The sequence below is a fragment of the Xanthomonas sp. NCPPB 1132 genome (genome assembly GCF_056629235.1).
Genome location: NZ_CM152819.1, coordinates 4,172,245 through 4,192,478, shown reverse-complemented (window position 1 = coordinate 4,192,478; position 20,234 = coordinate 4,172,245). Strand labels below are relative to the sequence as shown.

Genomic DNA, 20,234 nt, shown 5'->3' with positions numbered 1-20,234 from the left:
CAAGCGTGCGTGCGCGCCTGCCTCGGCTGCCGCGATATCGGTCCCCGGCCGGTGCCAGTGCGGCCTCACTTCGGCGTGCCCAGCCCTCCCATGTTGAGCATCACCCGCAAGCCGATCACCAGCGCGTTGTCCGGCGCACGGCGCGCCGCAGGGTTGCCCAGGATGTCGGGATGGACGATGTACTGCACGTTCGGCACCAGGAACAGTGGCGTCTGCGCGATGCGGTAGCTGTAGTTGAGTTCGAACATGAGTTCGTTGCGCGCGATGTCCGCGGCGGCGCCGCGCTTGCGCAGCACGTCGTTCATGTAGCCCTGCTGGTCCGCACTGAAGCGGTAGTAGTGCGCGATCGCGCCCATGCCGTCGCCGGGCCGCGCCGCGAGCGGGCCGCTGTAGTACAGGCCGGCGGTGACCTGCAGGTCGTAGACCTGGTGCTTGTCGAACGGTGCGGCGATGTTGCCGAAGGCGACCAGCATGCGCTTGCTTGCCATGCCCTGCGGCCGGTACAGCGCGTGTTCGCCGAGCGCGTAGGCGCCCCAGCGCCCGCCGTCGTACAGGCGCGCGGGGCCGCCGACCAGCCCGCGCAAGCCGCCGGCCTGGTTGTAGCGCAGGTCGCTGTAGTCGGCCGAGTTGTACCAGAGGCCGGCGAGGTAGCGCGGCGCACCCTTGCCCAGTGCGGGATCGGGTTCGTAGCCGACCTCGAGCGTGCCCAGCACGCCGGTGCTGTCGGCGGTGCTCCAGTCCAGGCCGTGGTTGTTCTTGCGCTGCGGGTTCAGTTCGAACGCGCCCACCGAGACATAGGTGGCCTCTGGCTTGTAGCGCAGCTTCGCGCCCCAGTTCACGTAGGGAAAGCCGACGAAGCCGCCATCGGCCTGGCTCAGCTGGAACGGGCAATCCGAGGCGCTGACGAAGCGGCAGCCGTAGCGGCTGCGCGCGAATTGCCAGGTGGTGTTCATGCGCCCGGCGACCAGTTGCCAGCGCCCGTCGGCGAAGCTCTGTTCCCAGGTCAGTTGCGCCAGTTGTGCCTGCTGCTGCGGGTACCAGTAGCCTTGTACCTTGACGCCGTTGCCGATCTGCCGCTGCGACAGGCTGTCGCCGTAGTACCAGGCGCCGGTGGCGTGCAGCGTGGCGCCGGGGATGCCGAACAGGCGTTGCAGATCCAGGTCGGCGCCGGCGACCACGCCGCCGGCATTACGGTCGCCGCGCGACAGGCCGCCGTCGACGTTGCGCGCGTAGTCGTTGGACCAGACCAGGCGTGGGGCGATGCCGAGGTCGTCGAGCCATTGCGCGGTGTCGGCGGCAATGGCGGAGGCCGGCAGGGCGGCGGCCGCAAGCAACGAGACGCAGGAAAGAGAACGGGACATGGGACGCTCCACGGACGAGACGAAGCACTCGCCGGACGTGCGCGGTGGGTGCGCGGCGACGCGGCAGTGCGCGAAGGGAAGACACCTTCCGGTCGTGGAGCCGCAGCACGGCGTCGCGTCCGTCGGCGACGGGCACGCCTGTGTGCAGACCTGTGGGGGGGCCGGCAAAGAAACGCGAGGGCAGACCGGGACGCGTTGCGCGGCGCCGAGGCGCACGCCATCGCCGCAGCGGATGGGCCGCGCAACTGCGCGGCCCATCGAGCTGGAGGCAACCCGTGCGGGTCAGCCCACCTTGCCGAGGCCGGCGGCGGCCATCGCCGCGGCGATCTCCTTGTCGGCACCCTCGGCCAGCGGCAGCAACGGCGAACGCACCGTGGCGTGGTCGAGCAGGCCGCGCGCGACCAGCGCCCACTTCAGCGCCACCGAGCCTTCCATGTGCGAGCCGCGGTGATAGACGCTCCTGGTCACCGGCAGCAAACGGTCGTGCAGTGCGCGCGCCTTGGCGTAGTCCTTGGCCTTGCCGGCGGCGATCATCTCCAGCAGCGGCTCCGGGGCGATGCAGCCGTAGCCCACCAATGCGCCATCCACGTCGAACATGGTGTGCAGCAGATACTCGTCGTGGCAGGTCAGCACCGGCACGTTGGGACGCTCCTTGCGGAACACCGGGATCTCGGTGTCCCAGCGCTTCATGTTGCGCACGCCGTTCTTCATCGCGACCACGCCGGGCAGCGCGGCGATCTCCAGTAACGTCTCCAGGTCGTAGGTGGCCTTGGTCGCGTCCGGGTACTGGAACAGGATCATCGGCAGTCCGCTGGCCTCGTGGATGGCCTTGTAGCGGTCCTGCGGCGCGCCCTTCTGGTAGCCGAAGCGCAACCAGCCGTGCGACGGATAGATCAGGCCGGCGGAGGCGCCGGCGGCAACCGCGCGCTTGGCTTCGTCGGCGGCGACGCGGGTGCCTTCCAGGGTGATGCCGGCGATGATCGGGATGCGGCCGTCGACGGCGTCGCGGAACGCGGTGATCACCTTGGCCTGTTCGTCGCGTTCCAGGAAGGTGCCTTCGCCGGCGTGGCCGAGCACGGTCAGGCCCTTGACCCCGTCGATGCCGCCGAGCCAGGCGCCGATGCGCTTGATCGCGGGATAGTCGACGGCGCCGTCGCGGGTGAACGGGGTGACCGGGGCGGGGACCAGGCCTTTCAGGTCGATGGTGCTCATGCGGATTTCCTCTTCTTCGGATCAACGGGGGATGGAATCGAACGCGGGGTCCGACGGGGGTGGTGCGGAGGTTTGTGCGATGCGCCGGCGGCAGTGCCGGCGCTGCGCTCAGGGAGACAGCTGCTCCAGCGATTTGCCCTTGGTTTCCAGGGCGAAGCGCCAGGTCACGACGGCGCCGGTCAGCAGCACGGCGGCGAAGGCGGCGAACACGTAGCGGATGCCGAGCCCGGCGATGACCGCGCCGACCAGCAGCGGCCCGCAGGCCGAACCCAGGCGCAGCCAGGCGCTGCCCAGTCCTGTGCCGATGGCGCGGATGCGGGTGGGGTAGAGCTCGGCCGAGTACAGGTACAGCGAGAAGGTGATGGTCTGCACCGCGGCATAGCCCAGCGCCGCGAACACCAGCACCTGCGGCGCGGAGGTGCCGCCGAGCGCCGCCAGCGCCAGCAGTGGCACGCCGCCGGCCACGAACGCCAGCCCATACCAGCGCTTGCGCCCGACCTTGTCGATCGACAGCGCGCACACCACCGCGGCGGCGACGCCGGCCAGCGAGGTGAAGAAGCCATAGGCGATGCTCTGCTGCAGCGACAGCCCGAAGTGCGTGCGGTACAGCGTCGGCAGCCAGGTGATGATGCCGTTGGCCACCAGGTAGGAGCAGAACCACAGGCTCCAGATCACCAGCGTGCGCTTGCGATAGACGCTGCCGAACAGCTCGCGCCAGTCCGAGCGCTGCGCCTTGGGCAGCGCAGTGCGGTCGAACGCTGGCGCCGGCAACGGGCCATGCTGGCGCTCGGCGCTGCGCTCGAGTTCGGCCACGATCGCGTCGGCCTTGGTGTAGCGGCCCTTGGACGCCAGCCAGCGCGGCGATTCGAACATGAAGAAGCGCAGCGGGATCATGATCGCCGCCGGGATCAGCCCGACCATGAACATCGCCTTCCAGCCATAGGCCGGCACCAGGAAGTAGCCGATGCCGCCGGCGGCGACCAGGCCGAGCAGGAACATCACCTCGTACAGCAGGAAGAAGCGCCCGCGCTTCTTCGAGCCGATCAGTTCGTTGATGTAGGCGCTGGCCACCGGCACCTCGCCGCCGGTGCCGATGCCCTGGACGAAGCGGAACGCGATCATCGCCGCGGCGCTGCCGGCGAACAGGCAGGCCACGTCCATCGACACGAACAGCAGGATGGTGAACAGCAATACGTGCAGGCGGCCGATGCGCTCGGCCAGCCAGCCGAAGAACACCGAGCCAAGCAGTTGGCCCAGGTAGCCGGCCGACAGGATCGTGCCGATCTGCGCCGGCGACAGCTGCCATTCCTTGGTCAGCACCGGCATCGCATAGGCGATGGCGATCACCGTGTAGCCGTCGAAGAACGTCGCGGCGCCGACGATGTTGCGCGCCCACCACACCTTGCGGGTGATCGGCAGGCGTTCGAGGCGTGCGCCGATCTCCGCCTGCGCCCCGGCGATGGACGGCGCGTGGGCGGTGGTCGTGGCGGTGGCGGCAGGGGCAGGGGTGGACATGAGCATCGTGGCTGCCTTTCGCAGGACAAGGGGCGCCTGGCGCGGGCGCCGAAGCGTCCACGCAGCGAGACGGACAGGGAGAGCCGGGCGGCGCCCGGGCGGATCAGGTGCTGGGCGCGGTCACGGCAACGCTCCCGCTGGCCTGGATCGCGAAGGCGATGTCCTTGGCGGCCAGCAACGTGGGCTGCAGGGCGGTGTCGAGCAGTTCGGCGTGGCTGGTGCGCACCGACGGCGCGGCGACGCTGATCGCGCCGAGCGGGTAGTCGTCCGCATCCAGCACCGGGACCGCCAGCACGCGCAGGCCTTCGGTCAGCATCGACTCCAGGATCACGTAGCGGTCGCGGCGAATGCAGTCGAAGGTACGCCGCATCGTGGCGATCTCCTGGGTCTGCGGACCATCCACGTCGACCCCGGTCACCCGCGTCACCTCCGCCGGCGCCAGGTGCGCCAGCATCGCCAGGCCGATCGCGGTGCGGGTGCTGGGCACCGTGGTGCCGATGCGGATGTCCACGCCGAGGCGAGTGATGCCGGCGCGCACGCGTTCGATGTAGAGCACGTCGGGGCCTTGCAGCACCGCGAAGCTGGCCGCCTCGTTGACGTCGCTGACCAGCGTGCGCAGCAGCGGCCGCACCACGCTGCGCAGGTCGCGGCGGGCGATGGCGTGGAAGCCGAGGTCGAGCACCTTCAGGGTCAGGCGGAAGCGGCGGCTCTCCGGCACGCGATGCACGTAGCCCAGCTCGACCAGGGTGTTGAGCATGCGGAAGGTGGTGCCGGGATCGAGCCGGGCCAGGGCGGCGATCTGGCTCAGCGACAGTTCCTCGTGCTCGGACGAGAACGCCTCGAGCACGCGAAAGCCCTTGGCCAGCGACTGCACCGTGCTGCGCAGCTTCTTGTCCCCGGCCTCGTCGCCGTCGTCGGGCACGGCACTGGCCGCGCGCTGGGAAATCGTCTTGATCATCTGCAGTTCCTGGGGAACCCGGGGAATCGCCAGCTTGCTCGACCCGCCCGGGGATGTCGCTTGACAAGTGAATTTCGGATTGCGAAAATTATTTCGCAATTTCAAGCCAAGACTCTGCCTGGGCGCTCGATGCGTCAAGTTGCGGCGCAGCATGTGTGGGCGGTTCACCTTGCGCGTCGACGGTCCGTGGTTTCGAAGCCTCCGAAAGACGAGTCATCGTCCGCTGGAGTTGCGTAGGCGCGAGGCCATGCGGCCGCCGCGCTGAGGTGTCGCCCGTCGCGGGGCACGTGGCGCCGCGTCTGTATCGCCAGGTAGACGAACGCGGCCGTGCGCGGCGATGTCAGCCCTGCTGGCAGACATCGGCGCGACCGCGCCGATACCGTGATGCATGGCCCGAACGACCCGACAGACGCCGCCCCCGCCGGCGCAGACATGGTGGCAAGGACTCTCGTTCAAGCGCACCGCCGCCGAGGTCTCGGCAGTGCTGGTGGTGATCGGCGCGACCTACGGCTTCGTGCAATACGTGGAGGTCAAGCCGCTGCAGCGGCAATTGGCCGAGGCGCAGGCCGCGGCCTGCAAGGCGGAGGCGGCCGCGTCGTCGGCGATCATGACGCTGCTGCCGGGCGAGAGCCGCACGCTCTTCGACGGTGCGCTGACCGTCGCCAACCTCACGCCAGCACAGGACGACGCCAAGGTGCGGCTGCGCATCGCGCCGTTGGGTGCGGCCACGGTCGACAAGCTTCAGCCGGCCCCGGGAGACCGCTTCCTGGTGCAGGCGCCGGGGCGTGGCCGCTATGCGGTCTACCTGCGTTCCAGCAGCGCGCAGTTCGTGGAACTGTCGATCCTGCGGCAACCGTGAGCGTGGCGCTGGCGCTGCCGCGCCATTCAAGAAATCCCGCGGATGGCCGCCATTGCGGATAGAGAAGCCGTTTCGCCGGAACGGCCGCCGCTCGGGGGAACGCGCATGCTGTCATTGCCACGCCTGCTGGGTCGCCACCTGGCCAAGTTCCTGTCCAAGCCGCGTCGCCACGGCTCGCAGCTCCCGACCAGCCCGCCGCAGCTGTTGCGCGCCACGCTGCGCAAGGGCGACGTGCTGCTGGTCGAGGGCAACAGCCGTTTCTCCACCGCCATCAAGTACCTGAGCCAGTCCACCTGGTCGCACGCCGCGCTGTACATCGGCGACCACGTGGCCGCGGTTCCCGGCGAGGAAGCGCCGCTGTTCTGCGATGTCGACATCAATGTCGGCGTGCGCCTGGTAGGACTGAGCGAGTTCGCCGGCCTGCATACGCGCATCTGCCGCCCGGTCGGGTTGAGCGCGCAGGAGATCGAGACCGTGGTGGAGTACATGGTCTCGCGGGTCGGCAACAGCTACGACCTGAAGAACATCTTCGACCTGGCGCGCTACCTGATCCGCACGCCGCCGCTGCCATCGTCGGTGAAGCGCCGCTTCCTGGAGCTGGGCAGCGGCGAGCCGACCCGGGCGATCTGCTCGACGCTGCTGGCGCAGGCCTTCGGCGCGATCCGCTATCCGATCCTGCCGGAGATCGACCAGGCGCCGCCGGCGGATGCCGATGCGGCGGAGGACGCGGAAGTCCTGCATCCGCGCCATCACAGCCTTACCCTGCCGCGCGATTTCGACGTCTCGCCGTACTTCAACGTGGTCAAGCCGCGCTTGCAGCACGGTTTCGATTTCCATCGCCTGGTGTGGGAGCCGCACGTCGCCGTGCCGCGCGCAGAGCCAACGCCGCTCGATGCGGCGATGGCCTGACTGAAAGCGTCTCCAGCGCAGAACTGTGGTGCGTGTTCATCTTGCGCCACCTGCTGCGGTTCAAGTTCGGATGCAGACGGGCCGATACCAGAGTCCGTTTTTAGGGTTTTTCCTGACACCATGAATCCCATCCAGTTCCTTCGTCGCCATATCGCCAACCTGCCCATGGCACGCAAGTTCGTCGTGCTGTGCACGCTGATCGCGCTCGGTGTGGTGCTGCTGGCGGTTGCGGCGGCGCGCCTGCAATATCTCGATTTGATCGACGCGCGCAAGCAGACCGTGAAGACCCAGGTCGACATGGGCCTGAGCGTGATGCAGCACTACGCCGACCTGGCCAAGCGCGGCGAGATGACGCAGGCGCAGGCGCAGGCGGCGGCCAAGGGCGCGCTCGCCGACATGAAGACCAACCACGGCGTGGACTACTTCTTCATCGTCGACCCGCAGATGCGCATCGTCATGCATCCCAAGCGCGCGGTCGGCACCGACATGAGCGGCTACAAGAGCGACGCCGGCGAGTACGTCTATCGCGATATCCAGACCGCGGTGCGCAGCGGCGACGGTTTCAGCTACTACACCGCGCCCAAGCCCGGCAAGAAAGAGCAACTGCCGAAGATCAGCTACGCCGCGCTGTACCCGCAATGGAACTGGGTGCTGGTGATGGGCGTGTACGCCGAAGACATCCAGGCCGAGGCGATGGGCTTCACCAGGATCCTCACCGTGATCGGCGCGGCGCTGGTGGCGCTGGTGGTGGGCCTGTGCTGGCTGATCGCCGGCGCCATCGTCGCGCCCTTGCGCGGCGCCACGCGGACCGCCGAGGCGATCGCCTCCGGCCGCTTCGACAATCCGATCAAGGTGGAGTCGCGCGACGAGACCGGGCAGTTGATGACCAGCATGCAGCAGATGCAGACCCAGCTGCAGCGCTTCAACGGCGAGATGCAGACCCTGGTGCGGCTGCAGCAGGGCGAGGACATCAGCCATCGCATGCCGGAAGACTTCCCGGGCGACTACGGCACGCTGGCGCACGGCATGAACACGGCGCTGTTCGAACACCTGGACGCCATCGTCGAGGCGATGGCGATCATGGACGAGTACGGTCGCGGCGACCTGCGCCGCGACATGCGCCGGCTGCCTGGGCAGCGCGCGGCGCTGCACGAGGCGCTGGACGTGGTCAAGGCGAACCTGTCGGCGGTCAACGGCGACATCGCGCGCCTGGCCGATGCGGCCGCGCGCGGCGACTTCAGCGCCCGCGGCGACGAGGCGCGCTACGCGTTCGCGTTCAAGGAAATGGTGGAGGCGCTGAACCGGCTGATGCGTCAGGCTGACAGCGGCCTGGCCGACGTCGGCCGGATCATGGGCGCGATCGCCGATGGCGACCTGTCGCAGCGCGTGGACGTGCGCTACGAAGGTGCGTTCGGCACCCTCGCCGATGCCGCCAACCGCACCGCCGAGCAACTGACCGGCATCGTGCAGGGCATCCAGCGCGCGGTCGGCTCGATCAACACCGCCGCCAGCGAGATCGCCAGTGGCAACAGCGACCTGTCGGTGCGCACCGAGCAGCAGGCGGCCAGCCTGGAAGAGACCGCCGCCTCGATGGAGGAACTGACCTCCACCGTGAAGCAGAACGCCGACAGCGCGCGCCAGGCCAACCAACTGGTGCTGAGCACCGGCGAGGTGGCCGAGAACGGCGGCCGCGCGGTCGAGGAAGTGGTGGCGACCATGGCCTCGATCAGCGCTGCGTCGGCGCGTATCGCCGACATCATCGGCGTGATCGACGGCATCGCGTTCCAGACCAATATCCTGGCGCTCAACGCCGCGGTGGAAGCCGCGCGCGCCGGCGAACAGGGCCGCGGCTTCGCGGTCGTGGCCTCGGAAGTGCGCTCCCTGGCGCAGCGTTCGGCAGCCGCCGCCAAAGAGATCAAGACCCTGATCTCCGACTCGGTGCAGGAAGTGGAACAGGGTTCGACCCTGGTCAACCGCGCCGGCACCACCATGACCGAGGTGGTCGCCTCGGTGAAGCGGGTCACCGACATCATGGCCGAGATTTCCGCGGCCAGCGCCGAGCAGAGCGCGGGCATCGACCAGGTCAGCAAGACGGTGATGCAGCTGGACGAGGGCACCCAGCAGAACGCGGCACTGGTGGAAGAAGCCAGCGCGGCGGCCAAGAGCATGGAAGACCAGGCGGCGGAACTGGCGCGCGCGGTGGCGGTGTTCCGCCTCGCCGGCAGTGCCGCGGTCAGTACGGCGCCGGTTCCCGCGGCAAGGCCGCAGCCGGCCAGGCCGGCGGTGCGTGCGGTGCCTGCCGTCGCCGCCAAGCCCAAGCCCGCGGCACCCGTGCGGCAACCGGCGACCAAGCCACGCCCGATCCAGGGCGTGCCGGCGGACAGCGCGGAGTGGGAAGAGTTCTGAGCCAGTGCGGCGTGGTGGCATCCGCCGCCACGCCGTGTTCGTCTGGTCGTTGCGGGAGCGGCTGCGGTCGCGACGGGCTTTCCAGGGAAGGCTTCGTCGCGACCGACGTCGCTCCCACATTGCATTCCGGGGTGCTGGCGAACGCGCGATGACATTGTCGTAGGAGCGGCTCCAGCCGCGACCGGGGCGTGCCCAGGAATCCTGGTCGCGGCTGAAGCCGCCCCTACAAGTGACGGCACCGCCTGGCAGTAGAGGCGCGTCCGCTAGCTTCTTCATCCACTCTTTGCCCGTCGCTACCTATGGTCGCAGCGACGGCGCGCCGGCATCGCGGCGCGTGGAGGAGAGCCGATTGCATGTTCTGGAAACGCAATAGCCTGTCGATCGTATTGCTGGCGCTGAGCCTGCTGTTCATGGCCGGCCAGGCGCTCAGCGGCCACCAGGCCTACAACGAGGAATTGCGCCAGCAGGGGCTGGCGGCCTTGCCGATGTGGGAGTACCTGCACAGCGGGCATTTCATCGGCGCGCTGTTCGAGAACTGGGAGAGCGAGTTCCTGCAGATGGGCATGTACGTGGTGCTGACGGTGAAGCTGCGCCAATGGGGCTCGGCCGAGTCGCGGCCGCTGTCGCCCGCCGAGGAAGACGACGCCGTCGCGCCCGGCCCGCCGCCGTGGCCGGTGCGCGCTGGCGGCATCTGGCTGGCGCTGTACGAGCGCTCGCTGGCGCTGGCCTTCGGCGCTCTGTTCCTGCTCAGCTTCGTCCTGCATGCGCTGGGCAGTTGGCGCCACGAGGTGGCCGAACAGGCGATGCAGCATCGGCCGCCGCCGTCCTTCTGGGAACACGTCAGCGGCGCGCAGTTCTGGTTCGAGTCGATGCAGAACTGGCAGAGCGAGTTCCTGGCCGTGTTCGCGCTGGTGGTGCTGACCATCTGGCTGCGGCAGAAGGACTCCCCGCAATCCAAGCCGGTGCATGCGCCGCATCGGCAGACCGGCGACTAAAACGGGGGGCTGCCGCGAAAGGGGCGATCACAGCCCATGCCCGGACACACGAACGCTGCGATGCTTGCGCATCGCGGCGTTCGTGTGAGGGGACCTGCAATGGCGCGTTAGCGCGCCACGCTGCCCTTGGTCGAGCCGGCGCCGGGGCCGGCGCCCAGGTCGGCGCCGGTGGTCGGGTCGCTGTCCGGTTGCGACAGCGTACGCGCCGCCAGCGCCTGCAGCGCGCTCTGTTCCAGTTCGCTCAGGCCCACGCTGGGCATGCCGCTGCCGCCATCCACGGCTACCTGGCGATTGCGGTCGGCAATGGATTCCCACTGGCTGCCGCTGTTCCAGGGACCGTGCATGTCGCCGTCGCCCTGCGACATGTCGTAATAGCGATCTGTGAAGGCCGGATCGCCCGGCAGCTTGCCCGGCGGGAAGTTCGGCTCGATGGAATACAGCGCCTTTTCGAAGGACTTCTGGTGCGCCACTTCGCGGGTCATCAGGAAGGTCAGCGCATCGACGATGCCGGGATCGTCGGTCACGTTGATCAGCCGCTCGTACACGATTTTGGCGCGGGCTTCGGCGGCGATATTGGAACGCAGGTCGGCGGTGGGTTCGCCGATGCTGTCCACATAGGCCGCGCTCCACGGCACCCCGCTGGAATTGACCAGGGCCGGACCGCCGCCATAGAGGATCTGCTGGGTCTGGCTGGTGTTGTTGTTGCGGGTGAGGTTGCGCATGTCCTCGGCTTCGGCCATGCCTTCGGACAGCACCGCCTTCGGTCCCTGGTTGAGCATGGCGATGATCGAGCCGATGATTTCCAGGTGGCTCAGTTCCTCGGTGGCGATGTCGTACAGCAGATCCTTGCGGCCGGGGTCGACCTCGCCGATGGCCTGGGTGAAATAGCGCATGGCCGCAGCCAGTTCGCCCTGCGGGCCGCCGAATTGCTCGAGCATCAGCGAGGCCAGCGCCGGGTCGGGCTGTGCCACGCGCACCGTGTACATCAGCCGCTTGTTGTGCATGAACATGAAAAATCTCCTGGAGTGCCGCCCGAACGTCGCGACGACGCGATGGCGCGTGGCCGGCGGCGCGCGTGGGGGGATGGCGTCTGGAACGCCGCGGTCCGTCTTTGCCTCAGCGGACCGCGGCTGGGGCGGTCAGGCCGCCTTGCGCTTGCGCGCTGCTTCTTCGTTGCCGCCTTGCTCGGCGAGCAGGGTCAGCTTCTCGTCTGTGGACTTCTCTTCCTTGAGCGTTTCCAGCAGCAGGGTCAGCGCATCGTCCAAGCCCAGTTGCTTGGCCATGGCGGCGAGCGTGCCGTAGGACGCGATCTCGTAATGCTCGACCTTCTGCGCGCCACCGATCAGCGCGGCATCGCGCACCGGGCCAGCCTCGATCGAGTCGATCACTTCCTTGCCTTCTTCCACCAGGCCTTCCATGGCGGCGCACTTGATCCGCTTCAGGCGCAGGTTGCCTTTCTCGACGATCTGGTCGATGCGTTCGATCTGCCCCTGGGTTTCCTCCAGGTGCGCCTCGAACGCCGCGCGTAGCGCCGGGTTGGTGGCGGCGCGCGCCAGGCGCGGCAAGGCCTTGGTCAGCTGCTTCTCGGCGCTGTAGATGTCCGACAGCTCGTGGATGAACAATTCGTCGATGGTCTTGACGGCCATTGTGGAGTCTCCGGTCGGTGATGGATGGTGGTGCTGCTGTGGGGGAATGCGCGCGCGTCTGTCGTGTACGACGGCGCTCAATGCTTGGCGGTTTCGCCTTCGGTGCGCTCGCGCTTCAGGAACGCCAGGATCGTGGCTTCCTGGTGTTCGATCAGCCATTCGGCCATGGCGATTTCCTGGTCGAGGATGGCGGCGCAGATGTCGGCGATTTCGGTCTGCCCGGCTTCCTTGGCGGCGATGACAAGTGCGCGATAGCTCGCGATCTCCATGTGCTCGAAGGCATAGCTCACGCCCAGGCTCTTGGCGACCTCGTCGCTCATCATCGAATTGCCGGCGGCATGCACCGACGCCATCACGCTCGCCACGGTGCCCTTGATCGTGGGGATCGAGCCGTCGAGGATCTCGATGCAGCGCTTGACCTGTTCGGACTGGTCGCGGGTTTCGTTGATATGCTGCTCGATGCGCGCCTTCAGCTGCGGGTAGTGCTCCAGGCGGCCGGCGGTGGCGGTGAGCATGGTGTTGGCCTCCTGCTCCATCGCATAGGCGTCCTGCAGCCACTTCAACAAGCGTTCGGTGTTGCTTCGGGTCATGGATATCGCTCCAGATGGTGTGCGCGACGTACATGCATCGCATCGCGCGTCCGTGTGTTTTTCCCCTGTGCGATCAACCTAGACCCGCCGCCGTTAGAGCAGTTGCAGTGCAGAGTGAATGCCATGCGAGATGCGGCGTGAGGAGATGTACACGGTGGCGATACGCGTGATGCGCGGGTGCTGCATGTCTTTTGCGCTCGCGCGCTCGTAGGAGCGGCTTCAGCCGCGACAGGCATTCCCAGGAAAGCCTGTCGCGGCTGAAGCCGCTCCTACAGAGGGGAGTACGCTGGAACTGTGGCCTGCTACCGAAACAGCAGCAGGCGCGATGCGTGTGCTTGCGTGAGCATCACAGCGACAACGTCGGGGGAAAGCCTCTCGCGGCCAGAGCCGCCCCTACAGCACCGCCAGCCCGCAGCGCTTTTCCCATTCCCGATTCCCGATTCCCGATTCCCGGCCTTACAGCGTCACCGCTCCGCCCGAAATCGTCAGCAGCGTGCCCGAGGTATAACTCGAGGTATCCGCGGCCAACAGCACATACGCCGAGGCCAGTTCCGCCGGCTGACCAGGACGGCCGAACGGGGTCTGTTCGCCGAACGTGCGTACCGATTCCTCGTCCATGCCAGTGGGGATGAACGGGGTCCAGATCGGGCCCGGCAGCACCGCGTTGACACGGATCTTCTTCTCGGCGAGCAGCCCGGCCAGGCCGATGGTCAGGTTGGCCAGCGCGCCCTTGGTGGCCGAGTACGGCAGGATGTTGGGTGTGGGCTTCTTCGAATTGACCGAGGCGGTGTTGATGATCGACCCGCCCTCGGGCATGTGCGGCATTGCCAGCCGCACCAGGTGGAACGGCGCGTGCACGTTGGTGGCGAAGGTCTTCTCCCACTCGTCGAGGGTGATCTCGTCGAAACTGTGGAAGTAGCGCTGGTAGGCGGCGTTGTTGACCAGCACGTCGAGACCGCCGAAGGCCTCGGCCACGGTCTTGATCAAGTTTTCGGCCTGTGCGCGGTCGCTGATGTCGCACGGATGCAGCAGTACGCGCACACCGGCGTCTTCGACCAGCTTGGCGATACGCTCGGCATCGTCCTGCTCGGCGGGCAGATAGGCGATGGCGACGTCGGCACCTTCGCGCGCATAGGCGATCGCCACCGCCGCGCCGATGCCGCTGTCGCCGCCTGTGATCAGGGTGCGCTTGCCCTGCAGCAGGCCATGGCCAACGTAGCTGTCTTCGCCGTGATCCGGTTTCGGATCCATGGCCTGGGTCTTGCCGGGGAAGGATTGCTGCTGAGCCTTGAAGGGCGGCGACGGGTAATTGGGAACGGCCATGTGCGTACCTCGTTGGGGGAGTGTCCAACGAGGGTGGGCAGGCGTCGGTAAAGCCGGGGCCAAGGCCATGTGCGCGGCATGTCACGACGCCGGCCCATGCACGCGCCGGACAGCGCGCTGCGGCAGCGGGCGCCGCCGCACTGCGAACTCAGCTGGCGGCGAGCGTGCGCGCGCCGACGATGATCATGCGCAGCATCGCGGTGATCTGCCGGATCAGTTCCGGATCCTTCTCCGGCGGCAGGTCCATCGCGGTGGCGCCCATCGCGAACACCAGCCGGGTGATTGCCTTGGACACCAGCGCCGGCTCGTGCAGCGGCGCGCCTTCCAGCGCGGCCAGGCGGATCAGGTCCACGCGCAGTTCGTCCTCGAAATAGTTCAGCTCGCGATCGACCGCGTGCTTGAACGCGTCCGAACCGACCGTGCCCTCGCGTAACAGGACGTGCAGCAGCTTGTCGTCGGCGCGCAACTGTTCCATGAAAGTCTCCACGGAACTGAGGATGATGCTGCGGCGGTTGCCGGCGGCGCGCTGCCGCGCCTGGCCGATGATGGTGCGCAGCGAGCTGCCGGCCAGGTCGATCAGCGCCACCGCCAGTTCGTCCATGTCGCGGAACTGGCGGTAGAAGCTGTTGGGGGCGATGCCGGCCTCGCGGGTCACCTCGCGCAGGCTCAGCGTGGACACGCTGCGGTGCGGCCCGATCAGTTTGAGCGCGGCGGCCAGCAGGTCCTCGCGCGAGATGGCGCCCTTGCGGGCGTTCGGCGTGTCCGCGGACGGTGGAGGGGAGAGCATCGTCATGGGCAGACCGGGCCAGGCAATGAGGGATGATAGCGTCTTCAATGAATGCACAAGTGTATAGACATCTGTCTCTGCGCCTGTATAGTGGATACCCATGAACGCTGCCCGCCGTCCCGCCAAACTCCGCCCTGCCGCCCGCGCCCTGCGCGCCTGGGTCAAGCCGGACGTGTTCGATTTCTGGTCCACCCGCCTGCATCCGCTGTGGACCTGGCAGCGCCCGCGCGCCCGGCTGGTGCAGCGCGAGGCCGCCAGCAGCGATGCGGTAACCCTGGTGATGCAGCCCAACCGCCATTGGCGCGGCCTGCGTGCCGGCCAGCACGTGGAGCTGGGGGTGGAAATCGACGGCCGCCGGTTGCTGCGCAGCTACAGCCCCACGCCGTTGCCGGGCGGGCGCCTGGCGATCACGGTCAAGACCGTCGACGGCGGCCGGGTCAGCCAGTACCTGGCTGGCGCCGCGCGCATCGGCGAGGTGTTCGAACTCGGCCAGGCCTATGGCGAGATGGTGCTGCCGATCGCGCCGCACGGCCGCTGGCTGCTGTTGGCCGCCGGCAGCGGCATCACCCCGATGCGCGCGCTGCTGCGGCAACTGGCCGACGCCGGCATGCCGGCCGACGTCGACCTGCTGTACTGGGCGCGGCGCCACGACCAGGTCTGCTTCCGCGAGGAACTGCAGGCGCTGGCTGCCGCACATCCGCGTTTCCGCCTGCAGTTGGCCATCACCGGCGAGGGCGAAACGCCTGCGCCGCGCGTGGACACGCTGCCGCTGGAGGCCCTGGGCGACCTGGGGCAGGCGCAGGTGCTGGCCTGTGGCCCGGGCGGCTTCGTGCAGGCCGCGCGTGCGCGCCTGCAGCACCAAGTGGCGCGCTTCCAGGCCGAGGCGTTCAGCCCGCCGCCGGCGCCCGCCGATGTCGAGCAGGGCACCGTGGCGGTGACCCTGGCGCGCAGTGGCCGCGTGCTGCAGCTGCCGCGCGGCCAGTCGCTGCTCACCGCGCTGGAGGCCGAAGGCCTGCGGCCCAAGCACGGCTGCCGCATGGGCATCTGCAACAACTGCGCCTGCGGCAAGCAGGCCGGCATCACCCGTGATCTGCTCAGCGGCGCCCACGCCGCCGAACCCGGTTCGCTGAAGCTGTGCGTCAACAGCGCCAGCAGCGACCTGACCCTGGACCTCTGAAGGACTTCCCCATGGCGGCTCCCCGCAACCGCGCACTCACCCCGGCCGAACTGCAGGCCTTCGGCGACGAACTGGACGCGCTGCGCACGCGCACCCTGGCCGATCTGGGCGCGCGCGATGCGCGCTACATCCGCCGCATCGTCGCCGCGGTGCGCTACACCGGCGTGGCCGGCCGCGCGCTGCTGTTCCTCGGCGCCTTCGTGCACAGCGTGCTGGTGCCGGCGTGGATCGCCGGCGTGTTGCTGCTGACCCTGTCCAAGATCCTGGAGAACATGGAACTGGGCCACAACGTGATGCACGGCCAGTACGACTGGATGGGCGATGCGCACCTGAACGGCAACACCTACGAATGGGACATCGTCGCCACGGGCGACAACTGGCGCAAGACGCACAACTTCAAGCACCACACCTACACCAACGTGCGCGGCATGGACGACGACATCGGCTATGGCCTGCTGCGCATCTTCCCCGAGCAGCGCTGGCGCCCGTTCTACCTGGCGCAGCCGTTCATCGCGGTGGTGTTCGCGCTGCTGTTCGAATGGGGCGTGGCGATCCAGGACCTGCGCCTGGGCCGCTGGCTGGCCGGCAAGATGAAGCGCGGCGAGCTGCGCCGCAGCTTCCTGCCGGTGGGGCGCAAGATGGGGCGGCAGATCTTCAAGGACTACATCCTGTTCCCGGCCCTGGCCGGCCCGTTCTTCCTGACGGTGCTGCTGGGCAACCTGGCCGCCAACGTGCTGCGCAGCATCTGGACCTTCGTGATCATCTTCTGCGGCCACTTCACCGCCGACGCCGAGACCTTCCCCAAGGAGTCGATCAAGAACGAGTCGCGCGGCCACTGGTACCTGCGCCAGCTGCGTGGTTCCTCCAACCTGGCCGGCGGCAAGCTGCTGAACGTGCTGTCGGGCAACCTCAGCCACCAGATCGAGCATCACTTCTTCCCGGACGTGCCGGCCAATCGCTACGCGGGGCTGGCGGTGCAGGTGCGCGAGATCTGCGCGCGCTACGGCCAGCACTACAACACCGGCTCGCTGCCCAGGCAGTTCGGCCAGGTGGTGTGGCGGATCCTGCGCCACGCCTTCCCGAGCCGGCCACGCCCGGTGTGCGCGCTGCAGGCGGCGACGCAACAGGCCGGCTGAGCGCCGCGCCAGGGATGGCAAAAGGCGGGGGCAACCCCGCCTTTTTCGTTGGCTCGGCACTGGCGCGGTGTGCACGTCTCGCTCACGGCGCGCTTCAGATCATCCTGGGCGCCTGCACATGCCGGGCACGGCGTTGCAGGCATCTCCCGTTGCGCGAGGGCCTGCGATGAAACCTGCCAAGCTGTTCAATGTCGTCGCCAAGAAGGCGTCCTATGCGGCCGGCACGCCATGGACGTTCTGTATCGCCGTGGCGATCGTGCTGATCTGGGGCATCAGCGGGCCGGTGTTCGGCTTCAACGACACCTGGCAACTGGTCATCAACACCGGCACCACCATCATCACCTTCCTGATGGTGTTCCTGATCCAGCACACCCAGAACGCCGACACCGCGGCGATGCAGATCAAGCTCGACGAACTGATCCGGGTCAGTGCCAAGGCCAACAACGAGCTGCTGGATCTGGAAGAACTGGACGAGAAGCGGCTGGAAGAGATCCGCAAGCAATACGAGGAGCTGGCGCGCAAGGCCAGCGAGGAATTGCGTGCGCGCAAGTCGCACCACGGCGATGGCCGCGAGACCCACGATCGCCCCAAAGGTTGAGCTGACGTCCACGTCCCTGCGACGGCGGAAGCAGCGTGTCGGCGGTGAGCGCGCGACACGCCGCTGTGCGTTGCGGGGATCAGGCCGGCACGGCGCCGTCCGGATCGTCCGTGGCCGCAGTCGCCGAGGCACGCTCGGCGCCCTGCAGGGTGTCGCCATGCGGCGGCGTGGCCCGGCCGTCATCCAGTTCGGCTGGGGGCATGGGCGAGGCCGTGTCGGCCACGGTGGTGTGGGCGTTGCGGCGATAGGCGCGGATGGCGGCATAGGCCGTGCCGGCCAGCGCAAGTTTCCAGAGTAGACCGGACATCGCAGGACTCCAGTGCGGAAGGAACGGCCAGCGTCGGTCAGCGCGGGTGGCGCAGGCGTGCAGGTCGCGTGCGTGCGGCGTGGGCGTGCAGATCGGCGTCCCGGTCGCTGCTCGCGCGGCCTTCATCGCAGCTTGCATGTCGGCTAACGCATGCCGGCCTAGCGTAAGCCGCTCACACGCTTCTGCAGGAGATCGTCATGGCCCAGCGCAATGCACCTCCCACCGGCACGCACGATGTCCGCCAGGCTGCCTACCGCGGCACGCAAGGCGATGTGTCGTCCAACAGCGGCGTGCCGCGCGTCGCGACCGCGACGTGCCGTCGCAGCCCATGCCATCGCTGCACGCACGGACACCGCAGGACCACGGCGAGGACCGCAGCGGGCGCAGCCAGCCCAACCTCGGCCAGGCCGGCACCTACGGCGCCACCGGCGAGCATGCCGGCGGCGCACACGGCAAGGCGGCCACGCCCGGCGGCTATCACGAGGACGATGGCGATGCGGCACACGACGCTGCCGCTGCACGCGGCGAAGACTAGCCGCACCGTGCGCTGAACGTACATTCTGCAGGCGCGGGCGTGTGCCGGCTGCGCCACGCGTCGGTAACGCGCGCGGTGCGACCATGCCGCTCCCCACCCGGAGATAAGCGCGTATGTCCAAGCAGACCATGGCCCGCCTGCTCGCCGAAACCCTGCACAGTGTGGGCGTGGAGCGGATCTGGGGCGTCACCGGCGACAGCCTCAACGGCCTGACCGACGCGCTGCGGCAGATGGACAGCATCGAGTGGATGCACGTGCGCCATGAGGAAGTGGCCGCCTTCGCCGCCGGCGCCGAAGCCGCAGTCAGCGGCAAGCTGGCGGTGTGTGCCGGCAGCTGCGGGCCCGGCAACCTGCACCTGATCAACGGCCTGTTCGACTGCCACCGCAGCCATCAGCCGGTGCTGGCCATCGCCGCGCACATCCCGTCCTCGGAAATCGGCCTGAGCTATTTCCAGGAAACCCACCCGCAGGAATTGTTCCGCGAGTGCAGCCACTACGTCGAACTGGTGACCAACCCGGCGCAGATGCCGGAAGTGCTGCAGCGGGCGATGCGTACGGCGATCCTGCGCCGCGGCGTGGCGGTAGTGGTGATTCCTGGCGACGTGGCGCTGCAGGAGATGCCCAAGGGCACGCCGACGACGTGGCCTGCGCTGGCCACCCCGCGCATCCTGCCGGCCGACGCCGACGTGGCGAAGCTGGCCGATCTGCTGCAGGCGAGCAAGGCCACCACCTTGCTGTGCGGCAGCGGCTGTGCCGGCGCGCACGACGAGGTGGTGGCGCTGGCCGACGCGCTGGGCGCACCGATCGTGCACGCGCTGCGCGGCAAGGAACACGTGGAGTGGGACAACCCGTTCGACGTCGGCATGACTGGCCTGATCGGCTTCAGTTCCGGCTATCAGGCCATGCTCAACTGCGACACCTTGCTGATGCTCGGCACCGATTTCCCGTACCGGCAGTTCTATCCCAAGGACGCCACCATCGTGCAGGTCGACAACGACCCGGCCGCGCTGGGGCGTCGCACGCCGTTGCAGCTGGGCATCGCCGCCGACGTGCGCGAGACCATCGCGGCGCTGCTGCCGCGGCTGCAGCGGCGCGAGGACCGCGGGTTCCTGGAGAAGTCGCTGGCCCACTACCGCAAGGCGCGCGAAGGGCTCGACGATCTGGCGGTGGCCTCGGCGCCCGGCGAGCCGCTGCATCCGCAGTTCGTCACCCGCATGGTGGATGCGCTGGCCGACGCCGATGCCATCTTCACCTGCGACGTCGGCACGCCGACGGTGTGGGCGGCGCGTTACCTGACCATGAACGGCCAGCGCCGTCTGCTCGGGTCGTTCAACCATGGCTCGATGGCCAATGCGATGCCGCAGGCATTGGGCGCACAGGCGCAGTTCCCGCGCCGGCAGGTGATCTCGCTGTCCGGCGATGGCGGTTTCACCATGCTGATGGGCGATTTCATCACCTTGGCCCAGCTCGGCCTGCCGGTGAAAGTTGTGGTCTACAACAACGGCTCGCTGGGCTTCGTGGCGATGGAGATGAAGTCGGCCGGCTATCTGGACACCGGCACCGACCTGAGCAATCCCGACTTCGCCGCGATGAGCAACGCCATGGGCATCCTGGGCCTGCGCGTGGACGAATCGGTACAACTGGAACCCGCGCTGCGCGAAGCGTTCGCGCATCCCGGCCCGGCGCTGGTGGACGTGCGCGTGGCCAGCCAGGAGCTGGCGATCCCGCCAGCGATCAAGCTGGAACAGGCCAAGGGCATGGGCCTGTACCTGCTGCGCGCGGTGATGAGTGGACGCGGCGACGAGGTGCTGGAACTGGTCAAGACCAACCTGCGCTGAGCGCGGCCCACACCGCGGCCCGCGGCGGTCGTTCGCCACGTCGGGTCGCGGGACCGCGATGACCCGGCTACGATCGCCGCGG

19 protein-coding genes are annotated in these 20,234 nt (G+C 68.4%); 9 read left to right on the top strand and 10 right to left on the bottom strand.

Annotated features, from left to right (window positions below):
* Positions 1-65: 65 nt before the first annotated feature.
* The 4 genes from AC1G9L_RS18125 to AC1G9L_RS18110 form a co-directional block, all read right to left on the bottom strand.
* A complete protein-coding gene (locus AC1G9L_RS18125; protein WP_481069634.1) occupies positions 66-1,361 on the bottom strand; it encodes a carbohydrate porin in 1,296 nt (431 codons plus the stop codon).
* 282 nt (positions 1,362-1,643) lie between these two features.
* Positions 1,644-2,573 carry a dihydrodipicolinate synthase family protein gene (locus AC1G9L_RS18120; RefSeq protein WP_019799497.1) on the bottom strand — a complete coding sequence of 310 codons (930 nt, stop codon included), beginning with the start codon at positions 2,571-2,573 and terminating at the stop codon, positions 1,644-1,646.
* A 108-nt stretch (positions 2,574-2,681) separates the two neighbouring features.
* The gene (locus tag AC1G9L_RS18115; RefSeq protein ID WP_019799496.1) at positions 2,682-4,088 is read right to left on the bottom strand and encodes an MFS transporter; all 1,407 of its coding nucleotides are present in this window, start codon (positions 4,086-4,088) and stop codon (positions 2,682-2,684) included.
* A 103-nt stretch (positions 4,089-4,191) separates the two neighbouring features.
* A complete protein-coding gene (locus AC1G9L_RS18110) occupies positions 4,192-5,046 on the bottom strand; it encodes an IclR family transcriptional regulator domain-containing protein (RefSeq protein WP_019799495.1) in 855 nt (284 codons plus the stop codon).
* A 388-nt stretch (positions 5,047-5,434) separates the two neighbouring features.
* On the opposite strand from AC1G9L_RS18110, the gene AC1G9L_RS18105 reads away from it, so the two are divergent.
* The 4 genes from AC1G9L_RS18105 (at position 5,435) to AC1G9L_RS18090 (ending at position 10,215) form a co-directional block, all read left to right on the top strand.
* Complete coding sequence (locus AC1G9L_RS18105; protein ID WP_481069633.1) at positions 5,435-5,905, top strand: hypothetical protein; 471 nt, start codon at positions 5,435-5,437, stop codon at positions 5,903-5,905.
* 105 nt (positions 5,906-6,010) lie between these two features.
* Positions 6,011-6,814: a YiiX/YebB-like N1pC/P60 family cysteine hydrolase gene (locus AC1G9L_RS18100; RefSeq protein WP_019799493.1), complete on the top strand. Its 804-nt coding sequence runs from the start codon at positions 6,011-6,013 to the stop codon at positions 6,812-6,814.
* A gap of 120 nt (positions 6,815-6,934) precedes the next feature.
* Positions 6,935-9,220, top strand: a complete 2,286-nt coding sequence (locus AC1G9L_RS18095) for a methyl-accepting chemotaxis protein (RefSeq protein ID WP_481069632.1) — start codon at positions 6,935-6,937, stop codon at positions 9,218-9,220.
* A gap of 353 nt (positions 9,221-9,573) precedes the next feature.
* Entirely contained in the window at positions 9,574-10,215 is a 642-nt protein-coding gene (locus AC1G9L_RS18090; protein ID WP_019800759.1) for a DUF6766 family protein, read from the top strand.
* 107 nt (positions 10,216-10,322) lie between these two features.
* Here AC1G9L_RS18090 and AC1G9L_RS18085 read toward each other — a convergent pair whose 3' ends face one another.
* The 5 genes from AC1G9L_RS18085 to fabR form a co-directional block, all read right to left on the bottom strand.
* Positions 10,323-11,225 (bottom strand): manganese catalase family protein, encoded by a 903-nt coding sequence (locus AC1G9L_RS18085; protein ID WP_010340751.1) that lies wholly within the window; start codon positions 11,223-11,225, stop codon positions 10,323-10,325.
* Between the two features lie 129 nt (positions 11,226-11,354).
* Positions 11,355-11,861: a DUF892 family protein gene (locus AC1G9L_RS18080; protein ID WP_019800758.1), complete on the bottom strand. Its 507-nt coding sequence runs from the start codon at positions 11,859-11,861 to the stop codon at positions 11,355-11,357.
* A 77-nt stretch (positions 11,862-11,938) separates the two neighbouring features.
* Positions 11,939-12,451, bottom strand: a complete 513-nt coding sequence (locus tag AC1G9L_RS18075; protein WP_019800757.1) for a DUF892 family protein — start codon at positions 12,449-12,451, stop codon at positions 11,939-11,941.
* 456 nt (positions 12,452-12,907) lie between these two features.
* Positions 12,908-13,774 (bottom strand): SDR family oxidoreductase, encoded by an 867-nt coding sequence (locus AC1G9L_RS18070; RefSeq protein WP_019800756.1) that lies wholly within the window; start codon positions 13,772-13,774, stop codon positions 12,908-12,910.
* A gap of 148 nt (positions 13,775-13,922) precedes the next feature.
* The gene (gene fabR, locus AC1G9L_RS18065; RefSeq protein WP_019800755.1) at positions 13,923-14,567 is read right to left on the bottom strand and encodes an HTH-type transcriptional repressor FabR; all 645 of its coding nucleotides are present in this window, start codon (positions 14,565-14,567) and stop codon (positions 13,923-13,925) included.
* A gap of 94 nt (positions 14,568-14,661) precedes the next feature.
* On the opposite strand from fabR, the gene AC1G9L_RS18060 reads away from it, so the two are divergent.
* The 3 genes from AC1G9L_RS18060 to AC1G9L_RS18050 all read left to right on the top strand — a co-directional run bounded on the left by AC1G9L_RS18060 (position 14,662) and on the right by AC1G9L_RS18050 (position 17,472).
* On the top strand, positions 14,662-15,738 hold the full coding sequence (locus AC1G9L_RS18060; RefSeq protein WP_481069631.1) for a ferredoxin reductase: 1,077 nt from the start codon (positions 14,662-14,664) through the stop codon (positions 15,736-15,738).
* An 11-nt stretch (positions 15,739-15,749) separates the two neighbouring features.
* Positions 15,750-16,874, top strand: coding sequence for a fatty acid desaturase (locus AC1G9L_RS18055; RefSeq protein ID WP_019801411.1), 1,125 nt, complete (start codon positions 15,750-15,752; stop codon positions 16,872-16,874).
* A 166-nt stretch (positions 16,875-17,040) separates the two neighbouring features.
* A complete protein-coding gene (locus AC1G9L_RS18050; protein ID WP_019801410.1) occupies positions 17,041-17,472 on the top strand; it encodes a low affinity iron permease family protein in 432 nt (143 codons plus the stop codon).
* A 79-nt stretch (positions 17,473-17,551) separates the two neighbouring features.
* On the opposite strand, the gene AC1G9L_RS18045 is transcribed toward AC1G9L_RS18050, so the two are convergent.
* Positions 17,552-17,779 carry a hypothetical protein gene (locus AC1G9L_RS18045; RefSeq protein WP_019801409.1) on the bottom strand — a complete coding sequence of 76 codons (228 nt, stop codon included), beginning with the start codon at positions 17,777-17,779 and terminating at the stop codon, positions 17,552-17,554.
* Positions 17,780-18,107: 328 nt separating this feature from the next.
* Here AC1G9L_RS18045 and AC1G9L_RS18040 point away from each other — a divergent pair, with 328 nt between their 5' ends.
* On the top strand, positions 18,108-18,314 hold the full coding sequence (locus AC1G9L_RS18040; protein ID WP_019801408.1) for a hypothetical protein: 207 nt from the start codon (positions 18,108-18,110) through the stop codon (positions 18,312-18,314).
* 128 nt (positions 18,315-18,442) lie between these two features.
* On the top strand, positions 18,443-20,152 hold the full coding sequence (gene poxB, locus AC1G9L_RS18035) for a ubiquinone-dependent pyruvate dehydrogenase (RefSeq protein ID WP_481071183.1): 1,710 nt from the start codon (positions 18,443-18,445) through the stop codon (positions 20,150-20,152).
* Positions 20,153-20,234 lie beyond the last annotated feature (82 nt).